This window comes from Sphingopyxis sp. BSN-002, from assembly GCF_022024275.1.
Lineage (GTDB): Bacteria > Pseudomonadota > Alphaproteobacteria > Sphingomonadales > Sphingomonadaceae > Sphingopyxis.
Map to the genome: position 1 here is coordinate 1,314,480 of NZ_CP091804.1, position 22,569 is coordinate 1,337,048.

Consider the following 22,569-nt stretch of genomic DNA (forward strand, 5'->3'; position numbering starts at 1 on the left):
CCGGGATGACGAAGGGAATTGAATCAGAGTCAGCTCACCACCCCATTTCAGACATTCGGCAATCTGGCGTGAGAACCGAAAGCGCACGGCGGCCGGTGGCCATCTGGACTTTGTTACGAATGGTGCGATCATCTTCCAAATGGACAGCTCTGCTAAGCGCACCGCATGATTCTGATTCCGGCCCGCGAGGTTTTGGATTTCCTTAGCCAAGCCGCGCCGCGCGCGTGGTTGAAGCGCATGATCCCGAGCATGGTCGAGGCCGACGAACTTCATGCTTACGTCACCAGTGGCACTGTTCGCTCTCATGTATGGGCAATCGAGTATCTGTCGGAAGTTCCCGACTACAATTTGGAAGAACCGTCCCCACAGCGCGACAAACTAGTGCGAGAGGTTTTCGCTGACGAAATCGCCGACAAGGTCCGCGAAAAAAAATGGAACGAGCCTGTCCTAGAGTTCGAAATTGATGTGGTGGGTCAAGAGGACAATCGGCGAATTAGCCCCGGATGGATCACACATAGCGATGTCGATTGGGATAATGGGACGCTGAGACCGCTCTATATTCCCGACGCAGGCGAGCGGCCTGATTATCTCTGGTGGGACCAAGAGGAGTTGCTGGCGTCTGAATTCAATCAACCCGACCTCACAGCGGAATTCGGAGGCCTGTCATTTGTTTTCGAGCAGATCGAGCTGTTGCTTCCCACGCATAGGTTAGAAAGATCGGCGGGACGTCTCGCTCCTGAAGCAAATGAACGGCGAGCAATCGGCCGGCCGCGCAAATGGGATTGGGAAGGCGCTATGGCTATAGTTGGCGGGCTGGCGAAAGAGCGCGGACTCTTGACCGGCGAGCCGGGCATGCAGGCTAAGATTGAAGCTGTCATGTCCGAATGGTTCGTCGAGCAAACGGGCGACGCCCCGACGATTAGCCAGATTCGGAGCCGAGCCAGTCGATTGGTCCAAATGGTTGAAAAGTCGAAAAGGGCTGATTGAGCCTTTTTGCCCATTTCGGCCGAGTAACGCGAAAATTTCTGCGAATCACAATCCTGCATCCGCTGGTGTTCCGGCGGACTATTGTGGGAGCATGAAATGGACGTCCTATTCGTATCGGTGAATGACGCCGCAAAGATTTTGAACCTGGGCCGCACGTCGATCTATCAGTTGATCAACGCGGGAACGCTGGAGACCCGAAAAATGGGTCGCCGCCGCGTCGTCACGACGGAATCGATCCGGCGCCTCGCCGACACCGGCCTTTGAGCGCATCATGTCGCGGAAGCGGGTCAACCCGCGCTTAGTGAAGCTGCATCGGAGCTATAGCGTTTCCGAGTTGGCGGCCTGTCTGGGCGTCCATAAGAACACGGTGCGCCATTGGCAGAACGAGGGGCTAACGCCGATCGAGCGCGCCCGGCCGCTGCTGTTTCCGGGTGGCGCGGTGCGCGAATGGCTCACCAACCGCAACGCAGGTCGCAAGCGGCCCTGCCCGGCCGGAACGCTCTATTGCTTCCGGTGCCGCGAGCCGCGCCAGCCAGCGTTGGGGCTGGTCGAATATGTGCCGAGGAATTTGACGTCGGGCAGCGTGCGGGCGATCTGCGCGACATGCGAAACCGTGATGCACCGGGGCGCGCGCCTTGCGTCGCTGGCGGCGATTCTGCCCGGCTGTGACGTCCAAATGGCGGAGGCACCAACACGATTAAAGGGCTGTTCCTCGCCCCCCTTAAATTGTGATTTGCAAAGGCAGACGATCAAATGACGAAATACAGCGCCGCAAACGAGCGGATCAAACGGGAATATTTCGCCTATCTGAAGGAAGCGAAGGGCCGCGACGACGCGACAATCAGCGGCGTGGCAAAATCGCTGGCGCGCTTCGAGGAATCGACCAAGGCGCGAGACTTCAAACGCTTCCACCGCGAACAGGCGGTGGCGTTCAAGGCTGGGCTGGCAAAGGCCGTCAATGTCCGCACCGGCGAGCGTATCAGCAAAGCGACGATGAATTCGACGCTGCGCGATCTGCGCGCCTTCTTTTTCTGGCTGGCGCACCTGCCCGGCTACAAATCGCATATCGCCTATGCGGACGCCGACTATTTCAACCTGTCCGACAAGGACGTCGCCGTGGCGCGGGCGAAACGCGAAAAGCGCGTGCCCACGCTGGCGCAGGTCCGCCATGTGCTGACCGCCATGCCGTCCGCCACCGTGCTGGAGCGGCGCGACCGGGCGTTGATCGCATTTGCCGCTTTGACAGGCGCGCGTGTCGGCGCGCTCGCGTCGTTCCGCTTGGGCCATGTCAATCTGGCGGATGGCTATGTCGAACAGGATGCGCGCGTCGTACGTACCAAATTCGCCAAGACCTTTCGCAGCTATCTTATGCCGATCGATGACGGCGCGCTGGCGCTGTTTACCGAATGGGTCGGCGAGCTGGAGCGCGAGCATCATTGGGGAAACGACGACCCGCTGTTTCCGGCGACGGAAATGGAGGTCGGCGAGGATGGCGGCTTTCGTCCGGCCGGGCTGTTGCGCAGCGGCTGGAGCACGACGCAGCCGATCAACGCGGTATTCCGGCGCGCGTTCGAGACGGCGGGCCTACCCTATTACAACCCGCATTCCTTCCGCGACATGCTGGTGCGCCATGCCATGACGTTGAACCTGTCGCCGGAAGCAATGAAGGCTTGGTCGCAAAATCTGGGCCATGCCGACGTGCTTACGACATTTACCAGTTACGGGACATTGCCGACGCACCGGCAGGGCTACCTGATCCGCGCGGCCGGACAAAAGTACGCGATCGAAGGCGCCACCGACCCGATTGCCGAACTTGAAGCGGTGCTTGCCAGAATTAAAGCACAAGCCACCGGCTCTCGCCAGCTTTGGCCCGCCGGAGATTGATGGGCGAGAAAGGTCGAACGGCGTTGCGGATTTCTGACTGGCTGGCATAACGATTCGCATGTCATTTTCAGCCAGCCGAATTGCCGCAGGATTCAGCCTCGACCAAGTGTCGGCGGAATTTCGCGTGCCGGCCGCCACTGTTAAATCATGGGAAGCGGGGACCGAGCAACCGCCCGCACAAGTGACAAATTCACTGGAGATGATCGGCCGGATGAGCCTGCTGGAAAGTTCGCCGGGAATCAGCCCGCGACAAGCCGAATTCAAGGCTATTCGTGACGAAGGGCCGCTCTTTAAGTCAGACAAGCTGATTAAGTCGAAGCAGCGCGTTGCTGATCATGGCGAGGTTTTCACGCCGCCTTGGCTGGTCGAAAAAATGCTCGATCTGGTCAAGGGCGAGACCGAACGGATTGACAGCCGTTTCCTCGAACCGGCCTGTGGCAGCGGCAATTTCCTTGTGCCGATCCTGCAAAGGAAGCTGGCGGCAGTCGAAGCGAAATATGGCAAGGTCGATTTCGAAAAACGCCATTACGCGCTGCTGGCCCTGACCTGCTGCTATGGCATCGAATTACTCGCGGACAATATCAGCGAATGCCGCGCAAACATGCTGGACGTGTTCGCGCAGTATCTGCGGCTGGACGAGGATGACGAGCTTTATCATGCCGCCAGCCATGTGCTGTCGCTCAATCTGATTCACGGCGATGCGATGACGATGAAGGATGCGGATGGCGAACCGATCCTGATCGTCGAATGGGGCTATATCGGCAAGGGCAAGTTCCAGCGGCGCGATTTCCGGCTGGACGTGCTGACGGGCATGTCCAGCTTCCGTGAGGAACGCACCTTGTTCGCGCATTTGGGCAGCCACGAGATTTTCAAACCCGCTGAGAGCTATCCGCCAATGGCGGTTCGCGAACTGGCGGCGCTGGATATGGTTGCATGACTGAGCCGCCCGAAACGCTTGCTCCCGGCCGGGCGACCTTTACCCTGAAAAACCGCAATCCCGATGTGCTCACCTGCATCGCCAATCTGTCGAACGACGAAGTGTTCACGCCGCCAGAATTTGCCAACCGGATGCTCGATACGCTCGCGGAAGGTTGGGCAAGCGTAAACGATGGCGCGGATATTTGGGCGGACAGCAAGGTCACCTTTTTGGACCCTTGCACGAAATCGGGCGTGTTCCTGCGCGAGATCACCAAGCGGCTGATAAAGGGGCTGGAAGGGGAAATCCCGCACCTGCAAGCGCGTGTCGATCATATCTTGACCAAGCAGGTCTTCGGTATCGGCATCACCCGCCTGACGAGCCTGCTGGCGCGGCGGAGTTTATATTGCTCGAAACACGCAACCGGAGCCCACAGCGTCGCCAAAAGCTTTGGCGACAACGATGACGGAAATATCTGGTTTGCGCGGACGGAGCATCTGCGCGATGGTGATCGCTGCAAAGTCTGCGGCGCGGGCATGGAATTTCTGGGACGCGGGCCGGACGCAGAAAACCACGCCTATGCGTTTATCCACAGCGACAATATCAACAAGCGCCTGGTCGCGCTGTTCGGAGACAAGATGCATTTCGACGTGATTATCGGGAACCCGCCATATCAAATTTCTGCGGACGAGGCTGGGCAGAACGTCATGCCCATCTACAACCTCTTTGTAGAGCAGGCAAAAAGGTTGGAACCACGTTTCTTGACGATGGTCACACCGTCTCGCTGGATGGCGGGCGGTAAACATCTTGATGACTTCAGGTCCACTATGCTCAACGACGAGCGATTAGCGGCGCTTGTTGATTTTCCAAACGCGGCGGAAATGTTTCCTTCGGTCGGAATCAACGGCGGTATCAGTTATTTCCTGTGGGATTCTAGCCACCAAGGGGAGTGCGCGGTTACGACCATCCGTGGAGGCTCTGAATATGGTCCGCACGAACGGAAGTTGAACGAGTTCGACGTTTTTATTCGTGACGTGCGGTCGGTCGGCATTTTGAGGAAAGTTAGGGCGTTCGATGAACCGACACTCTCAGAAATAGTGTCTCCAAGAGATCCCTTTGGACCTGCTCTAAGCTCGAATTTCAAAGATTATCATGCATCGAAGCAAGACGGCGATTTGCGCTTGCATTTCAACGTCGGGACAAAGCGGGAGACGGCGTGGGTTTCTCCCAAGTACGTAACAAAGAGCGATCATTTAGTGCATACGTGGAAGCTACTGATCCCTAAGGCGGGTTCGGGTAGAGAGCGAGAAAAGAGCGGCGTTGATCTGGTCTTGGGACCACCAATGGTCGCCGCGCCCGGATCAGTCTGCACGCTTACCTATGTCGTTGCTGGACCATTTGATTCGAAGGACGAGGCGGACAGCGCCCATTCTTTCCTTAGGACGAGATTTGCCCGCTTTTTGGTGTCATTACGAAAGATCAGCCAAGACGCCCCACGTGGAGTTTATGCGTTTGTTCCGCAACAATCTTGGGACCGCTCATGGACCGACGCCGACCTCTACCAAAAATACGGAATTGCCGACGATGAAATCGCCTTCATCGAAAGCATGATCCGGCCGATGGATGCTGTAATTGCCTGACCTCACCGTCGAAGACATATTGGCTCCAAAGCCCGAAGTGCGCCTTCGCATCTACGCGTGGTCGTTCAACGATCCGCCGCCTGCCTATGACGGGCTGATCAAGGTCGGGCAGACGACGAAAGAAGATGTCAACGGCCGCATTCGCCAGTCACAAGGACAGGCGCAACAGGCTTACACGCTGCACACCGATCTCGATACATTTGCGGAGCGCGAAGACGGCAGCACATTCCGCGACAATGATGTCCGCCAGCGGCTGATCGACAAGGGCTTCGAAAATGTCATCCTTGGCTCGTCGCGGGAATGGATGCGCTGCACCCCCGCCGATGTGCTGACCGCGATTGCCGAACTGCAACGCGGCGCCCCGCTTTCGGGCACGCACCATGACAGTTTCCCGATGCGTGCCGAACAGGCCGATGCCGTGGACCAGACTTTTGCCTATTACCAGTCCCGATGGGAACAGGACGCAAAGGCCGTGCCGCGCTTCCTGTGGAATGCCAAGATGCGTTTCGGCAAAACCTTCACCAGCTACCAGCTTGCCAAGCGGCTGGGCGCAAAGCGCCTGCTGGTCGTCACCTTCAAACCAGCTGTCGAGGATGCTTGGCAGGCCGACCTCGAAAATCACCAAGACTTTAACGGCTGGACCTACATGTCGCGCAACACCGGCGGCGATCCGCGCAAAGTGCCGAGCGATACGCCGCTTGTTTATTTCGGATCGTTTCAGGATTTGCTGGGCAAGGACGCGGCGGGCAATATCAAGCCGCGCAATGAATGGATTCATGCGATCAACTGGGATTTGGTCGTATTCGACGAATATCATTTCGGCGCATGGCGCGATACGGCCAAGGAACTGTTCGAAGGCGAAGATGCGGCTGTCGCCAAGGCCGAGGCGAAATTGGAGTATGCGGGCGAGTTGGAGGTCGTAAACGAAGACCTTGGAGAACTATCGGAAGCCGAGGCCGAGTTCTTGCCGATCACGACCCGCGCCTATCTTTACCTATCCGGCACGCCATTCAAGGCGCTCGCCACCGGCGAGTTTATCGAGGAACAGATTTTCAACTGGACCTATACCGACGAGCAGCGCGCGCGGGCGGAATGGGATGGCAAAAATCCGGGCCAGCGCAACCCCTATGCCGCGCTGCCGCAAATGCGTTTGTTGACCTATCAAATGCCGGACGAATTGCTCGCCATTGCGAGCGGCGGCGAGTTTGACGAGTTCGACCTGAACGAGTTTTTCAAGGCCAAGGGCAGCGGCGTGCTGGCGCAGTTCGAGCATAAGGACGAAGTGCAGAAGTGGCTGAACATCATCCGAGGTTCGGGGCCGACGCAAACGATTGAAAGCCTTAAAACCGGTACAAGGCCACCTTGGCCCTATTCCGACGTGCGATTGTTGCCTTACCTGAATCATGCGTTCTGGTTCCTGCCGAATGTTGCCGCCTGTGAGGCGATGAAGAACCTTTTGGAAGAGCCGCAAAATACGTTCTGGCACGAATATGACGTGATTGTCGCGGCAGGTGCTGGCGCAGGTATAGGGCTGGACGCATTGCCGCCTGTTCGCAAGGCAATCGGCAATGGCGAAGACGCCAAGACCATTACGCTCTCATGCGGGAAGCTGACGACCGGCGTAACGGTGAAGCAATGGGCGTCAATCCTGATGCTGCGCAATCTGAAGTCACCCGAAACCTATTTTCAGGCGGCCTTCCGCGTGCAATCGCCTTGGTCGATCCCCAATCCGGAAGGCGACGATCCGAACGCGGAACTGGTCAAAAAGCCAATCTGTTTCGTCTTCGATTTCGCACCGACGCGGGCGCTGCGTCAGCTTTCCGAATATGGCATTGGCCTGTCACCAAGCGAGCCTAACCCTGAAAAGGCTGTGGCGGACCTTGTCTCGTTCCTGCCAGTGCTCGCCTACGACGGCGCGAACATGACGCAAATTGATGCGGGCGGAATTCTCGACATTGCGATGGCCGGAACGTCAGCAACACTGCTGGCGCGGAAATGGGAATCGGCGATGCTGGTCAATGTCGACAATGACACGTTGCGCCGCGTGCTCGATAATCCGGAAGCCTTGGGAGCGGTCGAGCGGATCGAAGGCTGGCGGGCGCTCGGCGACAATGTGATCGAAACGATCATCAACAAGAGCGATACGGTCAAAGACCTGAAGAAAAAAGCCAAGGATGGCGAGCTTTCGACGACCGAGAAAAAAGAGCTGACCGAGGAGGAGCGGGAATATAAAAACAAGCGCAAGCAGATACAGGAAAAGCTGATCAAGTTTGCAACACGCATTCCTGCTTTCATGTATCTGACCGATTTTCGTGAAAACACTCTGGTCGATGTTATCACGAAAATTGAGCCGGAATTGTTCCTCACCGTCACGGGCCTGACGGTCGAGGATTTCAACCTGCTAGTTCGGCTGCGCGTGTTCAACACCGAACGGATGAACGAAGCCGTGTTTGCCTTCCGCCGCTACGAGGATGCGTCGCTCCGCTATACCGGAATCGAGAGTCATGAGGGACTAACGCATATTGGCGGATATGACACCGTAGTGGAGATCGCGCAGCCACAAGGCGATACGATTCAGCAGTGAGCCGGAAAGATGGCGTCGCGATTTACCGAAGGATAACACGCGATCGCGCGCCCTAACTTTGCGGTAAAGGAAGGGCGTACTCTGCACCTAATAGGTCGGTGCGTTTGCACAAAGCGATCGAAAAAATCAGCATTGGGGGTATTTTTGGGGGTATTGCAGGAAGATACCGATATAAAATCCTTTATTATAAATTTGTTAGCATAGGACTTCGAGTCCTGTAAGCGCACCACTTTCCATAAAATCCGTTGCCCCGAACGATCTGCGTGTTCGCAGTCGCGCGGGATATTTGCGAAGCCGCAGACACGCCGGCGACGGGACGCGTCGCTGCGTCATCCGGCGCCCCGCAATCGGGCGACGGCCATTCGGCAACGATGGAAGAAAATGGTGCCCAGAAGAGGACTCGAACCTCCACGACCTTGCGATCGCCAGCACCTGAAGCTGGTGCGTCTACCAATTCCGCCATCTGGGCACGGGGTAGGAGCGGGCGCTTAGCGGCGCGGCCATCGGCTTGTCAACCGCGCTGCGCGGCGCCGCGCAATTTTATTCGCCGAGGCACGGTTTCGCGTCGATATGCGCGCCCTCCCCCTTGCCCCGCCGTGCGCTTCGCGGCATGGGAGCGCATATCGCGCCGCAGCGCGCTCCCCAGAGAATCGGATACAGGCGGACATCATGCAAAAGCTGGACGGACAATTGATCACCGTGCTCGGCGGCGGCGGCTTCCTCGGCCGCTATGTCGTCCAGCGCCTGCTCGCCCGCGGCGCGCGGGTCCGCGTCGCCGAACGCGAACCGCGCAAGGCGGTCTTCCTTAAGCCGCTGGGCGGACTGGGCCAGACGCAGTTCGTCGCGGCCGACGTCCGCGACCCCGCCAGCGTCGCGCGCGCCGTCGCGGGAAGCGATGCGGTGATCAATCTCGTCGGCGCGTTCGATGACATGTATGCCGTGCAGGCCGACGGCGCCGGCCATGTCGCCGCGGCGGCGAAGGCGGCCGGCGCCCGCGCGCTGGTCCACGTCTCGGCGATCGGCGCCGACAGCGACGGCGCTTCGGCTTATGGCCGCAGCAAGGGCGACGGCGAAGCCGCCGTGCGCAAGGCTTTCCCCGAAGCCATAATCCTGCGCCCCTCGATCCTGTTCGGGCGCGAGGACAATTTCATCAATCGCTTCGCGACGATGATCCGTTTCCTGCCGGTCATTCCCGTCATCGCGCCGCAGGCGAAGTTCCAGCCGGTCTATGTCGGCGACGTCGCCGATGCGGTGGTCGCGGCGCTCGGCGACGGCGCAGCGGGCAAGACATTCGAACTCGGCGGGCCGCAGGTGCTGACGATGCTCGAGCTGCAGAAATGGATCGCCGGCGCAACGGCTCGCCAGCCGCTGTTCGTCGAGCTGCCCGATGTCGTGTCGGGAGCGCTCGCCACGGGCCTCGGCTGGGCGCCCGGTGCGCCGATCACCAGGGACCAATGGCTGATGCTCCAGCGTGACAATGTCGTCGCGGAGAAGGCCGCGGGCCTCGGCCAGCTCGGCGTTACGCCGACCTCGCTCGGGTCGGTCGCCGAAGGCTGGCTCGTCCAGTATCGCCGCAACGGACGCTTCGCCCAGACCGCCTGAACTTCGCCCTCTGGCGTATCCCCGAAAAACTGCTACCCCTGCTTCGGGGTCGCATCCTTGTTAGCGGGGGACGCTGATGCGATATGGGGGAATGACCGCGCTGGTCGCGGTGTCGATGCTGGTGGCCGGGTGTGACAAGACGCCGGCCGATCTTCACGGATTGCCGAAGGACGCCGCCGAGCGCGCGACCCAGTGCGGACGCGCGGCGCTCGCCTATACCGCGGCGGGCGGTGACAAGGACGCGGCCGAACAGAAGCGCCGGCAGGACCTGCTGCAGAAGGTGATCGACGCGACGGACTTCTTCAGCGCGATCGGGCTCGACGATGCGAAGGGCAAGGCCTTGCTCGGCGACATCAAGGGAACGCTCGCCGGCGGCAACTGGCTTGCGACGCTCAACAATTGCAAGGCGGCCTATGCGCTCGGCGATGCCGAGCCGTTGCCGAAGCTGCCCGACGATCCGAAGACAAAACCCGCCGCCTGCGCCGCCGTCGCGGTCGCGGCATCCTTCAAGGACGGGACGATGGACCCCACCCAGCTTCAGAAGAAGGTCCTGTCGGATCCGCAATCCTCCTATTTCCTGATCGCTGCTGCGGGTCAGGATGGCGGGCTGGCCGCGGCGCAGAACGCGATGGCCTCGCAGGTCGAATGGGCGATCGCATCGGGTGCGGTCGGTCCGCTGACCGACGCGTGCGTCAAGGAATATCCGAAGGCGGCGGCAAACGCCGCAGTCACCCTGCCCGCCGACGACGGCCAGGCGGTTGCGGCGTGCAGCTTCAGCGTCGGCCTGTTCCGCGAACTCGGCGGTGCCGAGGGCGACATGGCGCAAGCGGTGCAAAAGAAGCTCGAGGCGTCGAAGGCCATCCCCGACCTCGATCTGGCGACAAGCCCCAAGAAGCTGATCGCGCAGGCGCTCGACCTTGGCCCGCCCGCCAATGTGCTGAAAGCGTGCGACGCACGGTTCAAATAGCCGCTGGCAAAAGCAGGCTCGCCTGCGTAGGTCTTGCAAAGGGCGTCCGGCATCGGCCGGGCGCCCTTTCGCTTGACCTTTGCCTTTATACTGGAACCCCATGAGCATCTGGCTGACCGCGATCATCCTCGGCATCGTCGAAGGGCTGACCGAATTCCTCCCCGTCTCGTCGACGGGCCATCTGATCCTCGCGACCGAACTTCTCGGCTATGACGCGTCGAAATGGGCGGTGTTCAACATCGCGATCCAGCCGGGCGCGATCCTCGCGATCGTCGTGCTCTACCGCAAACTCTTCTGGGACATGTTCACCGGCTTCTTCCGGCGCGATCCCGTCGCGATCGCGTTCGTGCGCAACCTGCTGCTGGCGTTCATCCCCGCGGTCGTCCTCGGCCTCGCCTTCGGCGACTATATCGAGGCATTGCTCGAGAACGCCGTCGTCGTCGCGTGGGCGCTGATTATCGGCGGCATCGGCATCCTGCTCGTCGAGCGCTTCGCCAAGCCGAAGGAAAGCGGCGGCGTCGCCAATCTGTCGACGCGCCAGTCGATCATCGTCGGACTGGTCCAGTGCATCGCGATGATTCCGGGCGTCAGCCGCTCGGGCGCGACGATCATGGGCGCGATGGCGCTCGGCATCGACCGCAAGACCGCTGCCGAATTCAGCTTCTTCCTCGCGCTGCCGACGCTGACCGGGGCAACCGTGCTGCAACTCGCCAAGCATCATGACGCCATCACGAAGAACGACATCGGCCTGATCCTGGTCGGCGCGCTGGTGTCGTTCATCGTCGCCTGGGCGGTGATCAAGGCCTTCCTCGCGGTCGTAACGCGCTATGGCTTCGCGCCTTTCGCCTGGTACCGAATCATCGTCGGCGTCGCCGCGCTTGCGTGGCTCGCAATGAGATAGGGCCAAACCGGTACCAATTTGCGAAAGAATATTGCGTGGGCCAATTTGCAGCCCCGATTGCCCATCATTTTAGGTTAGCATTGCTGTCCTATATGCCATTTCGGCCGTGACAGGCGGTTTCGGGCCATGCAATCGCCTCCTTCAACGAAGGGGATACTGCATGGCTTCCGACCGCATGCTCCAGTTTGTGGGGCGTGAACAATCCTATCCGGACAAGCGCTCCGCCGAGGAACGCGCGCGCGATTTCCGCGAGATCGCCGAGCGCTATGCCGCGCCGGACGCCGACGCGCAGGCCGCGCGCTGCTCACAATGCGGTGTGCCCTATTGCTCGGTGCATTGCCCGCTGCACAACCACATCCCCGACTGGCTGCGCCTGACCGCCGAGGGGCGCCTGCGCGAAGCCTATGAGCTCAGCAACGCAACCTCGACAATGCCCGAGATTTGCGGCCGCATCTGTCCGCAGGATCGCCTGTGCGAGGGCAATTGCGTGATCGAATTCTCGGGCCACGGTGCGGTGACGATCGGCAGCGTCGAGAAATACATCACCGACACCGCTTGGGCGGAGGGCTGGGTCGAACCGGTCCATGCCGGCAAGCCGACCGGCCAGTCGGTCGGCATCATCGGCGCCGGACCCGCGGGCCTGACGGCCGCAGAATATCTGCGTGTGCTGGGGCATGAAGTCCATGTCTACGACCGCCATGATCGCGCGGGCGGGCTGCTGACCTATGGCATTCCCGGCTTCAAGCTGGAGAAGGACGTCGTGATGCGCCGCGTCGCCCGGCTCGAGGAGGGCGGCATCCACTTCCACCTCGGCTTCGAGGTCGGCAAGGACGCGACGCTCGACCAGCTGCGCCGCAAGCATGATGCGATCCTGATCGCGACCGGGGTTTACAAGGCGCGCGAGATCAATGTTCCGGGCAATGAAGCGGCCGGCGTCGTCGCCGCACTCGACTATCTCATCGCCTCGAACCGCAAGGGTTTCGGCGACGCCGTCGCCGAATTCGAAGACGGCCGCCTCGATGCCAAGGACAAGCATGTCGTGGTGATCGGCGGCGGCGATACGGCGATGGACTGCGTCCGCACCGCGGTGCGCCAGGGCGCGAAGTCGGTGAAGTGCCTGTATCGCCGCGACCGCGAGAATATGCCGGGCTCGCAGCGCGAGGTCGCCAATGCCGAGGAAGAAGGCGTCGAGTTCGTCTGGCTCTCCGCCCCCCAAAGCTTCACCGCCGACAAGACGGTCAAGCAGGTCGCCGTCGCGGGGATGCGCCTCGGCGCGCCCGACGCGAGCGGCCGCCGCAGCCCCGAGCCCGACCCGGGCCGCACGTTCGACCTGCCCGCCGACATGGTGATCAAGGCGCTCGGCTTCGATCCCGAGGAACTGCCGCACCTGTTCGGCTCGCCCGACCTGTCGGTCACGCGCTGGGGCACGCTGCGCGTCGATCACCAGACGATGATGACCAGCCTGCCCGGCGTTTTCGCCGCCGGCGACATCGTCCGCGGCGCCAGCCTGGTGGTCTGGGGAATCCGCGATGGCCGCGACGCGAGCGATCAGATGGCAAAGTGGCTGAAGGCCAAGGCGGCGGGCAGCGAAAGGAAGGCGGCATGAGAGCTGTCCTCGTCGCCCTCGCCGGCGCCATGCTGACCTCCGCTCCGGCGGCTGCGAACGACCCCGCGCCAAAGGCTCCGCCGCCGGTCTATGTTCCGCCTGCCCCGCCCCGGGCGCCCGCCGTGCCGGTGCGGACCGAAGCAGGTCTTGCATTGGCACAGCGGCTGACGGTCCTGGTCCTGCCGCCCGACATGATGTTCGAACAGAATCTCGCGACGATTCCGGTTGTGCTCGATGCCGAAGCAAAGAAGAATCCCGACCTCGAAGCGCTGCTGCAGCAGCATCCCGGACTGCGCACCAAGCTTGTGGAAACCGGCCAGCGCGAACTGACCCGCATCCTGACGGCGGGGCTGCCCGCCATGCAGGCAGCCATGGCCGAGCATTATGTGCGCAATCTCGACGAGGCGACGCTGCGGACGACGGTCGAATTCTACGAGAGCGAGCTGGGCCGAAAGCTCATCCGGGTCGAATATCAGAGCATCGATCCTGCAGTCCTCTCCGACAAGGGCCTTGCGGACGGCGAAACCTTCACCCGATCGGACGTCGACCAGCTTTACGTCGGCGTGGGGGGCCGCATGATCAAGGCGCTCACGCCGCAAGAGCGGGTGAAGGTGACGGCATTCACCCTCAGCCCCGCCGGACAGAAGCTGTTCCGCCTGACGAACCGGACAAAGGATTTGTCCGTGAAACTGCTCAACGACCTGATCGGCCCCCATCGCGCCGAGATCGAAGCAGCCTATGCGGAAGCGGTCCCCGAATATTTCTCGTCCACCGCCGCCGCCAACTGACAGGCGCAAGGTCTTTTTCGATGCGCAACGCCGAAATGGTTGAAACCGGGTCCGAAAAACGAAATGAAACCGGAATGACCAATCGGGGAAGGAATATCATCATGTCGAACTGGAAATCCATTCTGCTGGCCGGCGCCGTTGCGATCGTGCCTGCGCACGCCTTCGCCGCGCCGAAAAAGGAAGCGCCCCTCGCGGTAGTCGTCGCGCCCGCCGAGGAACAGAGCGATCAGTCCGAAGCCAGCAGCGAAGCCGCGATGGCCGACGCCAAGGCAAAGATGCAGAAGGAAATCGACGAGGCGATCAAGCTGATCGAGAAGATTTTCGGCGTCGACAAATTGCCCGCCGTCCCGCCGGCGCAGCTCGCGCTGGCGCAGCAGACGACGACCGCGCTCGTCCCGCCGGGCAGCCTCGCGAAGATGATCGACAATATGTACGGCAAATTCTTCAAGGGCCTGATGGGCGAACTCGGCGGCATGTCCGACCTCATGCTCTCGATCAAGACCGGTGTCGAAAGCGAAAAGATCGAAGCACTGGACGAAAAGAGCAAGGCGGCGATCGCCGACATGTTCGATCCGCAGCGCGCCCAGCGCGAGGAGCAGATGACGAATGTCATCAAGCCGCTGATCACCGAGGCGCTGGGCGATCTGGAAGGCCCGATGCGCAACGGCATGGCCTATGCCTATGCCCGCAAGTTCAGCGCGCAGCAGCTCGGCGAAATGAACGCCTTCTTCGCAACCCCGACGGGCAAGGCCTATGCCGACGAGTGGATGGCGCTGCAGGCGGATCCCGAGGTGATGCTGGCGATGGTCAAGGCGGTGCCGCCGCTGATCAACAAGTTCATGGACCGCGGCCCCGAAATCGAGGGCAAGATGAAGGATCTGCCCAAGGAACGGCAGCTTTCGGACTTCACCGACGCAGAGCTCGCAAAACTCGCGAAGCTGATGAAGGTCGATGTGAAAGTGCTGAAAGAACAGCGCGACCAGTGGAATTCGGTGGACGATGTCACCGAAGCCGTCGAGGCCGCGGACGACAGTGGCTATGGCGACGACGCCAGCGCCGCAGCGACCGACGCCGCCGCGGCAGCGGCTGATGCCGCGAGCGGCGACTGGGATCCGGCCTACGACCGCGAAAACTGGTCGGAAGCCGACCGTACCCGCGTCGAGGAACTCGAAGCGACGGCAAGCGAAGCCTCGTCGGCCGCCTATGACGCCGAACAGGCCGCGATCGCCAACGCGCGCAAGAAGTCTCCAAAGAAATAGAAACGGCTGCGGCCGGCAGGAAAACCGACATGACCCATTACCCCACCCCCGATCACGCGCGGCTCGAAGCCGAAGGCATGTATCGCCCCGACCTTGAATCCGATGCCTGCGGCGTCGGCATGGTCGCGGCGACGGACGGCAAGCCGTCGCGCCGCGTCGTCGAGGCGGCGATCGAAGCCTTGCGGGCCGTGTGGCACCGCGGCGCGGTCGACGCCGACGGCAAGACCGGGGATGGGGCCGGGATCCATGTCGACCTGCCGGTCCGCTTCTTTGACGATGCCATCGCCGCGTCGGGCCACAAGGTACGCCCGAACCGCCTAGCCGTCGGCATGGTCTTCCTGCCGCGCACCGACCTCGACGCGCAGGAACATTGCCGCACGATCGTCGAGTCCGAGATCATCGACGCGGGTTTTACCATCTATGGCTGGCGCCAGGTTCCCGTCGACGTTTCGGTGATCGGCGACAAGGCGCAGCGCACGCGCCCCGAGATCGAGCAGATCATGATCGCCGGACCGCTCCCCGACGAACAGTCGCTCGCCGAGTTCGAAAAACAGCTCTATCTGACGCGCCGCCGTATCGAGAAGAAGGTGATCGCGGCGCAGATCGCCGATTTCTATGTCTGCAGCCTCTCGGCGCGCTCGATCATCTACAAGGGCCTGTTCCTCGCTGAGAGCCTTGCGGACTTCTTCCCCGACCTCACGAACAAGCTGTTCGAAAGCCGGGTCGCGATCTTCCACCAGCGCTATTCGACCAACACCTTCCCGCAATGGTGGCTGGCGCAGCCGTTCCGCACCCTCGCCCACAATGGCGAGATCAATACGATCCGCGGCAACAAGAACTGGATGAAGAGCCACGAGATCAAGATGGCGAGCCTCGCCTTCGGCGAGCATTCGGAAGACATCAAACCCGTGATCCCGGCGGGCGCGTCGGACACCGCTGCGCTCGACGCGGTGTTCGAGACGCTCTGCCGCGCCGGCCGCGACGCGCCGACCGCGAAGCTGATTCTCGTCCCCGAAGCCTGGGGCGAAGACGCCGAAATGCCCGACAATCACCGGGCGATGTATAATTATCTCGCCAGCGTCATGGAGCCGTGGGACGGACCCGCCGCGCTCGCGATGACCGACGGCCGCTGGGCGGTCGCGGGGATGGACCGCAACGCGCTCCGCCCGCTGCGCTACACGCTGACCGCTGACAATCTCCTCGTTGTCGGCTCCGAAAGCGGGATGGTGTTGCTGCCCGAGGCGAGCATCCGCAAGAAGGGCCGTCTCGGCCCCGGCCAGATGATCGCGGTCGATCTCGACGACGGCACGCTCTACGAAGATCGCGCGATCAAGGACAAGATCGCGGGCGGCGCCGACTATGCGTCGCGTGTGAAGGGCTTCCGCACGATGGCCGACCTGCCGAAGGGCGGCAAGGCGACGCTGCCGACCTTCGACCGCGCCGAACTGCTCCGTCGTCAGGTCGCCGCCGGTCTCACCATGGAAGACATGGAGCTGATCCTCGCCCCGATGGTCGAGGATGCGAAGGAAGCGATCGGCTCGATGGGCGACGACACGCCGCTCGCGGTCATTTCTGACAAGCCGCGCCACGTCGCGCAATTCTTCCGCCAGAATTTCAGCCAGGTCACCAATCCGCCGATCGACAGCTTGCGCGAACGGCATGTGATGAGCCTGAAGACGCGCTTCTCGAACCTCGCCAACATCCTCGACGAAAAGGGACAGAGCGCGCACGTCCTCGTGATCGATTCCCCCGTCCTCGTCGGCGAAGACTGGGATCGGCTGCGCGCCTATTTCGGCGACGCGGTCGCCGACATCGACTGCACCTTCAAGGCCGGCGGCAATGCCGCCACCTTGCGCGAAGCCATCGCGCGCGTCCGCAAGGAAGCCGAGGATGCAGTCCGCGCGGGACGCAGCGAATTGTTCCTCTCCGACCAGGCGATCGGTGAAGGCCGCGTCGGCATGGCGATGGTGCTCGCCGCCGCCGCCGTGCACACGCACCTCGTCCGCAAGGGCCTCCGCAGCTACGCCTCGATCAATGTCCGGTCGGCCGAAGTGCTCGACACGCACGCGTTCGCCGTGCTGATCGGCGTCGGCGCGACGACGGTCCACGCCTACCTCGCCGAAGCTGCGATCGCCGATCGCTGGACGCGCGGGCTGTTCGGCGGCGAACTGTCGCTGGGCGACTGCCAGCTGCGCTTCCGCAAGGCCATCGACGACGGCCTGCTCAAGATCATGGCGAAGATGGGGATCGCGGTGATCTCCAGCTATCGCGGCGGCTACAACTTCGAAGCGGTCGGTTTGAGCCGCGCGCTCGTCAACGACCTCTTTCCCGGCATGCCGGCTAAGATTTCGGGCGAGGGCTATCAGTCGCTCTTCATCAACGCGACCGAGAAGCATGAGGCCGCGTTCGACGCACGCGTCACCACCCTCCCCATCGGTGGCTTCTATCGCCAGCGCGCAGGCGGCGAGACGCACGCCTATTCGGCGCAGCTCATGCACCTGCTCCAGACCGCGGTCGCGACCGACAGCTATTCGACCTATCTGCAGTTCGCGCGCGGCGTCGCCGACCTGCCGCCGGTCTATCTGCGCGACCTGATGGAGTTCAACTATCCCCCGCAGGGCGTCGCCCTCGACAGCGTCGAGGCGATCACCGAGATCCGCAAGCGCTTCGTCACCCCCGGCATGTCGCTCGGCGCGCTGTCGCCCGAAGCGCACGAAACGCTCGCGATCGCGATGAACCGCATCGGCGCCAAGGCGGTCTCCGGCGAAGGCGGCGAAGCGAGCGAGCGCTACCAGCCCTATGCAAACGGCGACAACGCCAACAGCAACATCAAGCAGATCGCGAGCGGCCGCTTCGGCGTCACCGCCGAATATCTCGGCGCGTGCGACGAGATCGAGATCAAGGTCGCGCAGGGCGCCAAGCCCGGCGAGGGCGGCCAGCTTCCCGGCTTCAAGGTCACCGAGTTCATCGCGCGGCTGCGTCACTCGACGCCGGGCGTGATGCTGATCTCGCCGCCGCCGCACCACGATATCTATTCGATCGAGGATCTGGCGCAGCTCATCTACGACCTGAAGCAGATCAACCCGAAAGCGCGCGTCTGCGTGAAGCTCGTCAGCTCGGCGGGCATCGGCACGGTCGCTGCGGGCGTCGCCAAGGCGCATGCCGACGTCATCCTCGTCGCGGGCAATACCGGCGGGACCGGCGCCAGCCCGCAGACCAGCGTCAAATATGCCGGCACGCCGTGGGAAATGGGCCTCAGCGAAGTCAATCAGGTCCTCACCCTCAATGGTCTTCGCCACCGTATCCGCCTGCGCACCGACGGCGGGCTCAAGACCGGGCGCGACATCGTGATCGCGGCGATACTCGGCGCCGAGGAATATGGCATCGGGACTTTGAGCCTCGTCGCCATGGGCTGCATCATGGTGCGCCAGTGCCACAGCAACACCTGTCCCGTCGGCGTCTGCACGCAGGACGAGAAACTGCGCCAGAAGTTCACCGGCAGCCCCGAGAAGGTCATCAACCTGATGACCTTCATCGCCGAGGAAGTGCGCGAAATCCTCGCCAAGCTCGGCTGCCGCAGCCTCGACGAGGTGATCGGCCGCACCGAACTGCTGCGTCAGGTCAGCCGCGGCGCCGAACATCTCGACGACCTCGACCTCAACCCGATCCTCGCCAAGGTCGACGCCCCCGACGACCAGCGCCGGTCGCAGGGGCCGAATTTCCGCAATCCGGTGCCCGACAGCCTCGACGCGCAAATCCTGAGCGACGCAAAGCCGCTGTTCGAGCGCGGCGAGCGGATGCAGCTGACCTACAATGTCCGCAACACGCACCGTGCCGTTGGCACACGCCTTTCGGCCGAGGTCACCGCGCGCTTCGGGATGAACGGGCTCGCCGACGACCATGTGCAGGTGCGCCTGCGCGGTACCGCCGGCCAGTCGCTTGGCGCCTTCCTGTGCAGCGGCGTCACGCTCGAGGTGTTCGGCGACGCCAACGACTATGTCGGCAAGGGCCTGTCGGGCGGCCGCATCGTCGTGCGCCCGACCGTGTCGAGCCCACTGGTCAGCCAGCACAACAGCATCGTCGGCAACACCGTCCTCTATGGCGCGACCGCGGGCACCTTGCTCGCAGCGGGTCAGGCGGGCGAGCGCTTCGCGGTCCGCAACTCGGGCGCGAAGGTGGTCGTCGAGGGCTGCGGCGCCAACGGCTGCGAATATATGACCGGCGGCACCGCGGTGATCCTCGGGCCCGTCGGCTCGAACTTCGGCGCCGGGATGACCGGCGGCATGGCGTTCATTCTCGACACCGACGGCAGCTTCGAACGCCGCGCCAACGGCGAATCGATCGTCTGGCAGCGGATCGCGAGCAGCCATTGGGAAAGCGTCCTCAAGGATCTGGTCGAAGACCATGCACGCGCCACCGGCAGCAAATGGTCGGCCGAGATCCTCGCCGACTGGGACCGCTGGCGGGATCAGTTCTGGCAGGTCTGCCCGAAGGAAATGATCAGCCGCCTGACGCACTCGCTGAGCGAGGAAGAGGCCGAGGTGGTCGCTGCCGAATAGCTCGTCGTGCGGCAGGCGCGTCCTGCCGCAAGGCCGGGCGGTGTTCAGGGCAGCGAAAGCGTCGCTGCCCTATGCGCGCGGTTTCGATTTCGCTTTCCGAAAGGAAGACGCCATGCGCCTGACCATCGCTTTTCTGCCCCTGCTCGCCCTTGCGATGCCGCTTCCCGCGGCCGCTGCCGATACGCGCGGCGCCGTCGCAGCGCTTAACGATCCCGCCATGCAGGACCGGATGGCCGACACCGTGACCGCGCTTGTCAGCGCCATGATGCAGATGAAGGTCGGCCCCCTCGCCGAGGCAGTCGCGCAAATCGACCCCGACTCCGACGCCGCCTACATCCCGCACGACGCCACCGTCGGCGACATCGCCGGCCGCGACCGGCATGATGCCGAGCGCATGGGCGCCGACGTCCGCGCGAGCGCCCGCATGGCGGGTCAGGCTGCCTCGGCGCTTCAGGCTTACGCCCCGGTGCTCAAGGACATGGCGCGCGACCTCGCCGCGCAATGGGAGCGTGAGCGCGACGCTGCGCGCCGCTAGGCACTTAGTCCACAGCCATGCGCCTATAGGCGTTGCACGCGGCGCCTGCCTGCCGCTATGCGGTTACCATGTGGCAGCTTTACCAATTCCCGCTTTGTCCCTTTTCGCGCAAGATCCGGCTTCTGCTGGGGGAAAAGGGCATCGGCTATGAATTGGTACGCGAATCGCCGTGGGAGCGCCGCGACGAATTCATCGACCTGAACCCCGCGGGCCGCACCCCGGTGATGGTCGACCAGGGACGCGGACAGGTGCTGATCGACAGCAGCGCGATCGCCGAATATTTCGAGGAGACCGTCGAAGGCAAGGCGATGATCAACGGCACCGCGGCGAACCGCGCCGAGATTCGCCGCCTGACCGCCTGGTTCGACCATGATTTCTATTTCGAGGTCACCGGGCCCTTGCTCTTCGAGCGGATGCAGAAACGCATTGTTCACCGCCAGCCGCCCGACGGCGGCGCGTTGCGCGAGGCGATGAAGGCGGCCAACCAGCATCTCGACTATATCGACTATCTGATCGACCACCGCACCTGGCTTGCCGGCGCGACGATGAGCCTCGCCGACCTCGCCGCCGCCGCGCACATCTCGGTCGCCGACTATCTCGGCGGCATCGACTGGACCGGACACGAACAGACCAAGGGCTGGTATTCGGGCCTGAAGTCGCGGCCGAGCTTTCGCCCGCTGCTGGCCGAGCGAATGGAAATCGTGACGCCGCCGAAATATTATGAGGATGTGGATTTCTAGGTCCCACCGGACGCCCCCTTTCCTCCATCCACATCCTCAACGACCGGGTTATGGCGGGTGCAGTCGGCGCCACCCGACTGGACTGTCAGCAGCCATTGGCACGCCCCCGCACCCAATGACCCTCCGGAGCTATGGCAAATCCGCCGCGTCGTTCTGCGTACCGGACTGCCACAGCAAAGATTCAAACGGTATTGGCACAAATTAACCGGTCAATCTGCCTAGGCGAAATTAACCATGGGTACTAAACATGGGGTCCCAGTTTCGACGCAGTAATTGATCCAAAGTGAAGCAAAATTTTCCATTACCTTCAGAGGCCGCGTCAATGGCGGCGCGCCTAAGTGATCGTCAGCGCGAATGCCTGATTCTTGTCAAAGACGGTCTCACGTCCAAGGAAATCGGGCGTTTGCTCTCGCTATCTCCTTCGACGATCGACAATCATCTCAATGCCGCCGCCGAAAGGCTCGGTTGTTCCTCACGTATCGTTGCTGCGCGCATACTGGAAACGGCGGAGCAGTTTGCCGAACGGGGCGACCTTCATTCCCAAAGCGAAGATAACAAGGCAAAGTTTACGCACCCTGATGATCTACGACTCGGCTCAAAGGCCGCGCGCAACTTGCTGCCACCGCTCGGCGGAGCAACCAATGACGAGCCGCTGATACAGCGCATCCTGCATATCGGCCTGATAGCAATTGCCGCCACAATGGCGTTTGCTGCAATCACAATCACCATTGCGGGGGTAGTTGATCTGTTCAGCCGATAGGATTTTCCGGAAGCATCGGTGCCAGTTCAATGAAGGAGGCATGCGATGCACAAGATCGAACAAGGGGTAGGGAGCGTGGTTGCAGCGGATACGCGGACGACAATGCGATCGGTCGACGCGGCTTACCTCGCTCAGGCGCGAATGGCAGCCAGCATCGTCGAAGCGGCGACCGCCTCCGATCTTCCCGCGGCGGCGACCCAAGGCATTCTGCGGGCCGTTACCGATAGCATGTCGCAGGTCGTCGCCGGCCGGACCGAGCTGATCAAAGCGCTTACCGAGCTCCAGCAGCTTCAGCGGAAGAGCAATCTGCGCGAAGTGGGTTTTGGCTGTCCGGGTGGCCTGCCGAGCCAGGCTTCGCTGGATGCACCCGGCGAGCTAACCGCGCAGCAGCAATAGGCGACGCCTTGATCCAGATATTATTCTATTTCTATCTTCTGTCTGCGCTCGCCATTACGTCGATATATGGCGAAAATGTCGAGCGCAGATTTTGCGCCTATCTGCTCGCCGCATCCGCCGCGACACATCTGATCCAGGCCTATTTTCCCTTTCCCGCCTACCTCTATTATATCCTGCCAATCGACACTTCGATCTTCGTCTACGCACTGTATCTCGCGCTGACGCAGAGCCGGTTCTGGCCGGTCTGGTTCGCAGGCTTTCTGATGGTCGGTGTGGCGTCGTCGGTGAGCATCCTGTTGTTCCGGGAACTCAATCCGTTCCTAATATTCGCAGCCAGCGCCTTCTGGTCCTTGCCGGCACTCGCCTGCATGGCTTACGGAACCTATCGCGACGGACAGCGACGCGCTGCTCGGGCTCTGGCCGCTGCGCCTGCCGGCGACTGACC

The 22,569-nt window shown here is 62.2% G+C and carries 19 protein-coding genes and 1 tRNA gene; 19 read left to right on the plus strand and 1 reads right to left on the minus strand.

The features are described 5' to 3' along the window. The first annotated feature begins 165 nt into the window (after positions 1–165). The 7 genes from L7H23_RS06515 to L7H23_RS06545 all read left to right on the plus strand — a co-directional run bounded on the left by L7H23_RS06515 (position 166) and on the right by L7H23_RS06545 (position 8,011). Positions 166–987, plus strand: coding sequence for a hypothetical protein (locus L7H23_RS06515; protein ID WP_237838537.1), 822 nt, complete (start codon positions 166–168; stop codon positions 985–987). Positions 988–1,083: 96 nt separating this feature from the next. Then, entirely contained in the window at positions 1,084–1,251 is a 168-nt protein-coding gene (locus L7H23_RS06520) for a helix-turn-helix domain-containing protein (RefSeq protein ID WP_237838538.1), read from the plus strand. A 7-nt stretch (positions 1,252–1,258) separates the two neighbouring features. Next, entirely contained in the window at positions 1,259–1,744 is a 486-nt protein-coding gene (locus L7H23_RS06525) for a helix-turn-helix domain-containing protein (protein WP_237838539.1), read from the plus strand. After that, positions 1,741–2,871: a site-specific integrase gene (locus tag L7H23_RS06530; protein WP_237838540.1), complete on the plus strand. Its 1,131-nt coding sequence runs from the start codon at positions 1,741–1,743 to the stop codon at positions 2,869–2,871. Before L7H23_RS06525 ends, L7H23_RS06530 begins: the two co-directional genes overlap by 4 nt. A gap of 58 nt (positions 2,872–2,929) precedes the next feature. Next, on the plus strand, positions 2,930–3,808 hold the full coding sequence (locus L7H23_RS06535) for an N-6 DNA methylase (protein WP_237838541.1): 879 nt from the start codon (positions 2,930–2,932) through the stop codon (positions 3,806–3,808). Next, positions 3,805–5,427 carry an Eco57I restriction-modification methylase domain-containing protein gene (locus L7H23_RS06540; RefSeq protein ID WP_237838542.1) on the plus strand — a complete coding sequence of 541 codons (1,623 nt, stop codon included), beginning with the start codon at positions 3,805–3,807 and terminating at the stop codon, positions 5,425–5,427. The genes L7H23_RS06535 and L7H23_RS06540 overlap by 4 nt, the downstream gene beginning before the upstream one ends. Further along, the gene (locus L7H23_RS06545) at positions 5,420–8,011 is read left to right on the plus strand and encodes a restriction endonuclease (RefSeq protein WP_237838543.1); all 2,592 of its coding nucleotides are present in this window, start codon (positions 5,420–5,422) and stop codon (positions 8,009–8,011) included. The genes L7H23_RS06540 and L7H23_RS06545 overlap by 8 nt, the downstream gene beginning before the upstream one ends. Positions 8,012–8,393: 382 nt before the next feature. Here L7H23_RS06545 and L7H23_RS06550 read toward each other — a convergent pair. Beyond that, positions 8,394–8,480, minus strand: a tRNA-Leu gene (locus L7H23_RS06550). Positions 8,481–8,680: 200 nt separating this feature from the next. Here L7H23_RS06550 and L7H23_RS06555 point away from each other — a divergent pair. The 12 genes from L7H23_RS06555 (at position 8,681) to L7H23_RS06610 (ending at position 22,567) form a co-directional block, all read left to right on the plus strand. Then, positions 8,681–9,613 carry a complex I NDUFA9 subunit family protein gene (locus tag L7H23_RS06555; RefSeq protein WP_237838544.1) on the plus strand — a complete coding sequence of 311 codons (933 nt, stop codon included), beginning with the start codon at positions 8,681–8,683 and terminating at the stop codon, positions 9,611–9,613. 91 nt (positions 9,614–9,704) lie between these two features. After that, on the plus strand, positions 9,705–10,580 hold the full coding sequence (locus L7H23_RS06560) for a hypothetical protein (RefSeq protein WP_237838545.1): 876 nt from the start codon (positions 9,705–9,707) through the stop codon (positions 10,578–10,580). A 100-nt stretch (positions 10,581–10,680) separates the two neighbouring features. Continuing rightward, the gene (locus L7H23_RS06565) at positions 10,681–11,481 is read left to right on the plus strand and encodes an undecaprenyl-diphosphate phosphatase (RefSeq protein ID WP_237838546.1); all 801 of its coding nucleotides are present in this window, start codon (positions 10,681–10,683) and stop codon (positions 11,479–11,481) included. A 160-nt stretch (positions 11,482–11,641) separates the two neighbouring features. Next, positions 11,642–13,087, plus strand: coding sequence for an NAD(P)-dependent oxidoreductase (locus tag L7H23_RS06570; RefSeq protein WP_237838547.1), 1,446 nt, complete (start codon positions 11,642–11,644; stop codon positions 13,085–13,087). Further along, positions 13,084–13,875, plus strand: coding sequence for a DUF2059 domain-containing protein (locus L7H23_RS06575; RefSeq protein ID WP_237838548.1), 792 nt, complete (start codon positions 13,084–13,086; stop codon positions 13,873–13,875). The genes L7H23_RS06570 and L7H23_RS06575 overlap by 4 nt, the downstream gene beginning before the upstream one ends. A 101-nt stretch (positions 13,876–13,976) precedes the next feature. Next, positions 13,977–15,134: a DUF2059 domain-containing protein gene (locus tag L7H23_RS06580; RefSeq protein ID WP_237838549.1), complete on the plus strand. Its 1,158-nt coding sequence runs from the start codon at positions 13,977–13,979 to the stop codon at positions 15,132–15,134. Positions 15,135–15,163: 29 nt separating this feature from the next. After that, positions 15,164–19,693, plus strand: coding sequence for a glutamate synthase large subunit (gene gltB / locus L7H23_RS06585; protein WP_237838550.1), 4,530 nt, complete (start codon positions 15,164–15,166; stop codon positions 19,691–19,693). Positions 19,694–19,805: 112 nt separating this feature from the next. Further along, positions 19,806–20,228 (plus strand): hypothetical protein, encoded by a 423-nt coding sequence (locus tag L7H23_RS06590; protein ID WP_237838551.1) that lies wholly within the window; start codon positions 19,806–19,808, stop codon positions 20,226–20,228. A 68-nt stretch (positions 20,229–20,296) separates the two neighbouring features. Continuing rightward, a complete protein-coding gene (locus tag L7H23_RS06595) occupies positions 20,297–20,968 on the plus strand; it encodes a glutathione S-transferase N-terminal domain-containing protein (protein ID WP_237838552.1) in 672 nt (223 codons plus the stop codon). 283 nt (positions 20,969–21,251) lie between these two features. Further along, positions 21,252–21,728 carry a helix-turn-helix transcriptional regulator gene (locus tag L7H23_RS06600; RefSeq protein ID WP_237838553.1) on the plus strand — a complete coding sequence of 159 codons (477 nt, stop codon included), beginning with the start codon at positions 21,252–21,254 and terminating at the stop codon, positions 21,726–21,728. Positions 21,729–21,773: 45 nt separating this feature from the next. Continuing rightward, positions 21,774–22,124, plus strand: a complete 351-nt coding sequence (locus L7H23_RS06605) for a hypothetical protein (protein ID WP_237838554.1) — start codon at positions 21,774–21,776, stop codon at positions 22,122–22,124. An 8-nt stretch (positions 22,125–22,132) separates the two neighbouring features. Further along, positions 22,133–22,567: a hypothetical protein gene (locus L7H23_RS06610; protein ID WP_237838555.1), complete on the plus strand. Its 435-nt coding sequence runs from the start codon at positions 22,133–22,135 to the stop codon at positions 22,565–22,567. Positions 22,568–22,569: the final 2 nt, after the last annotated feature.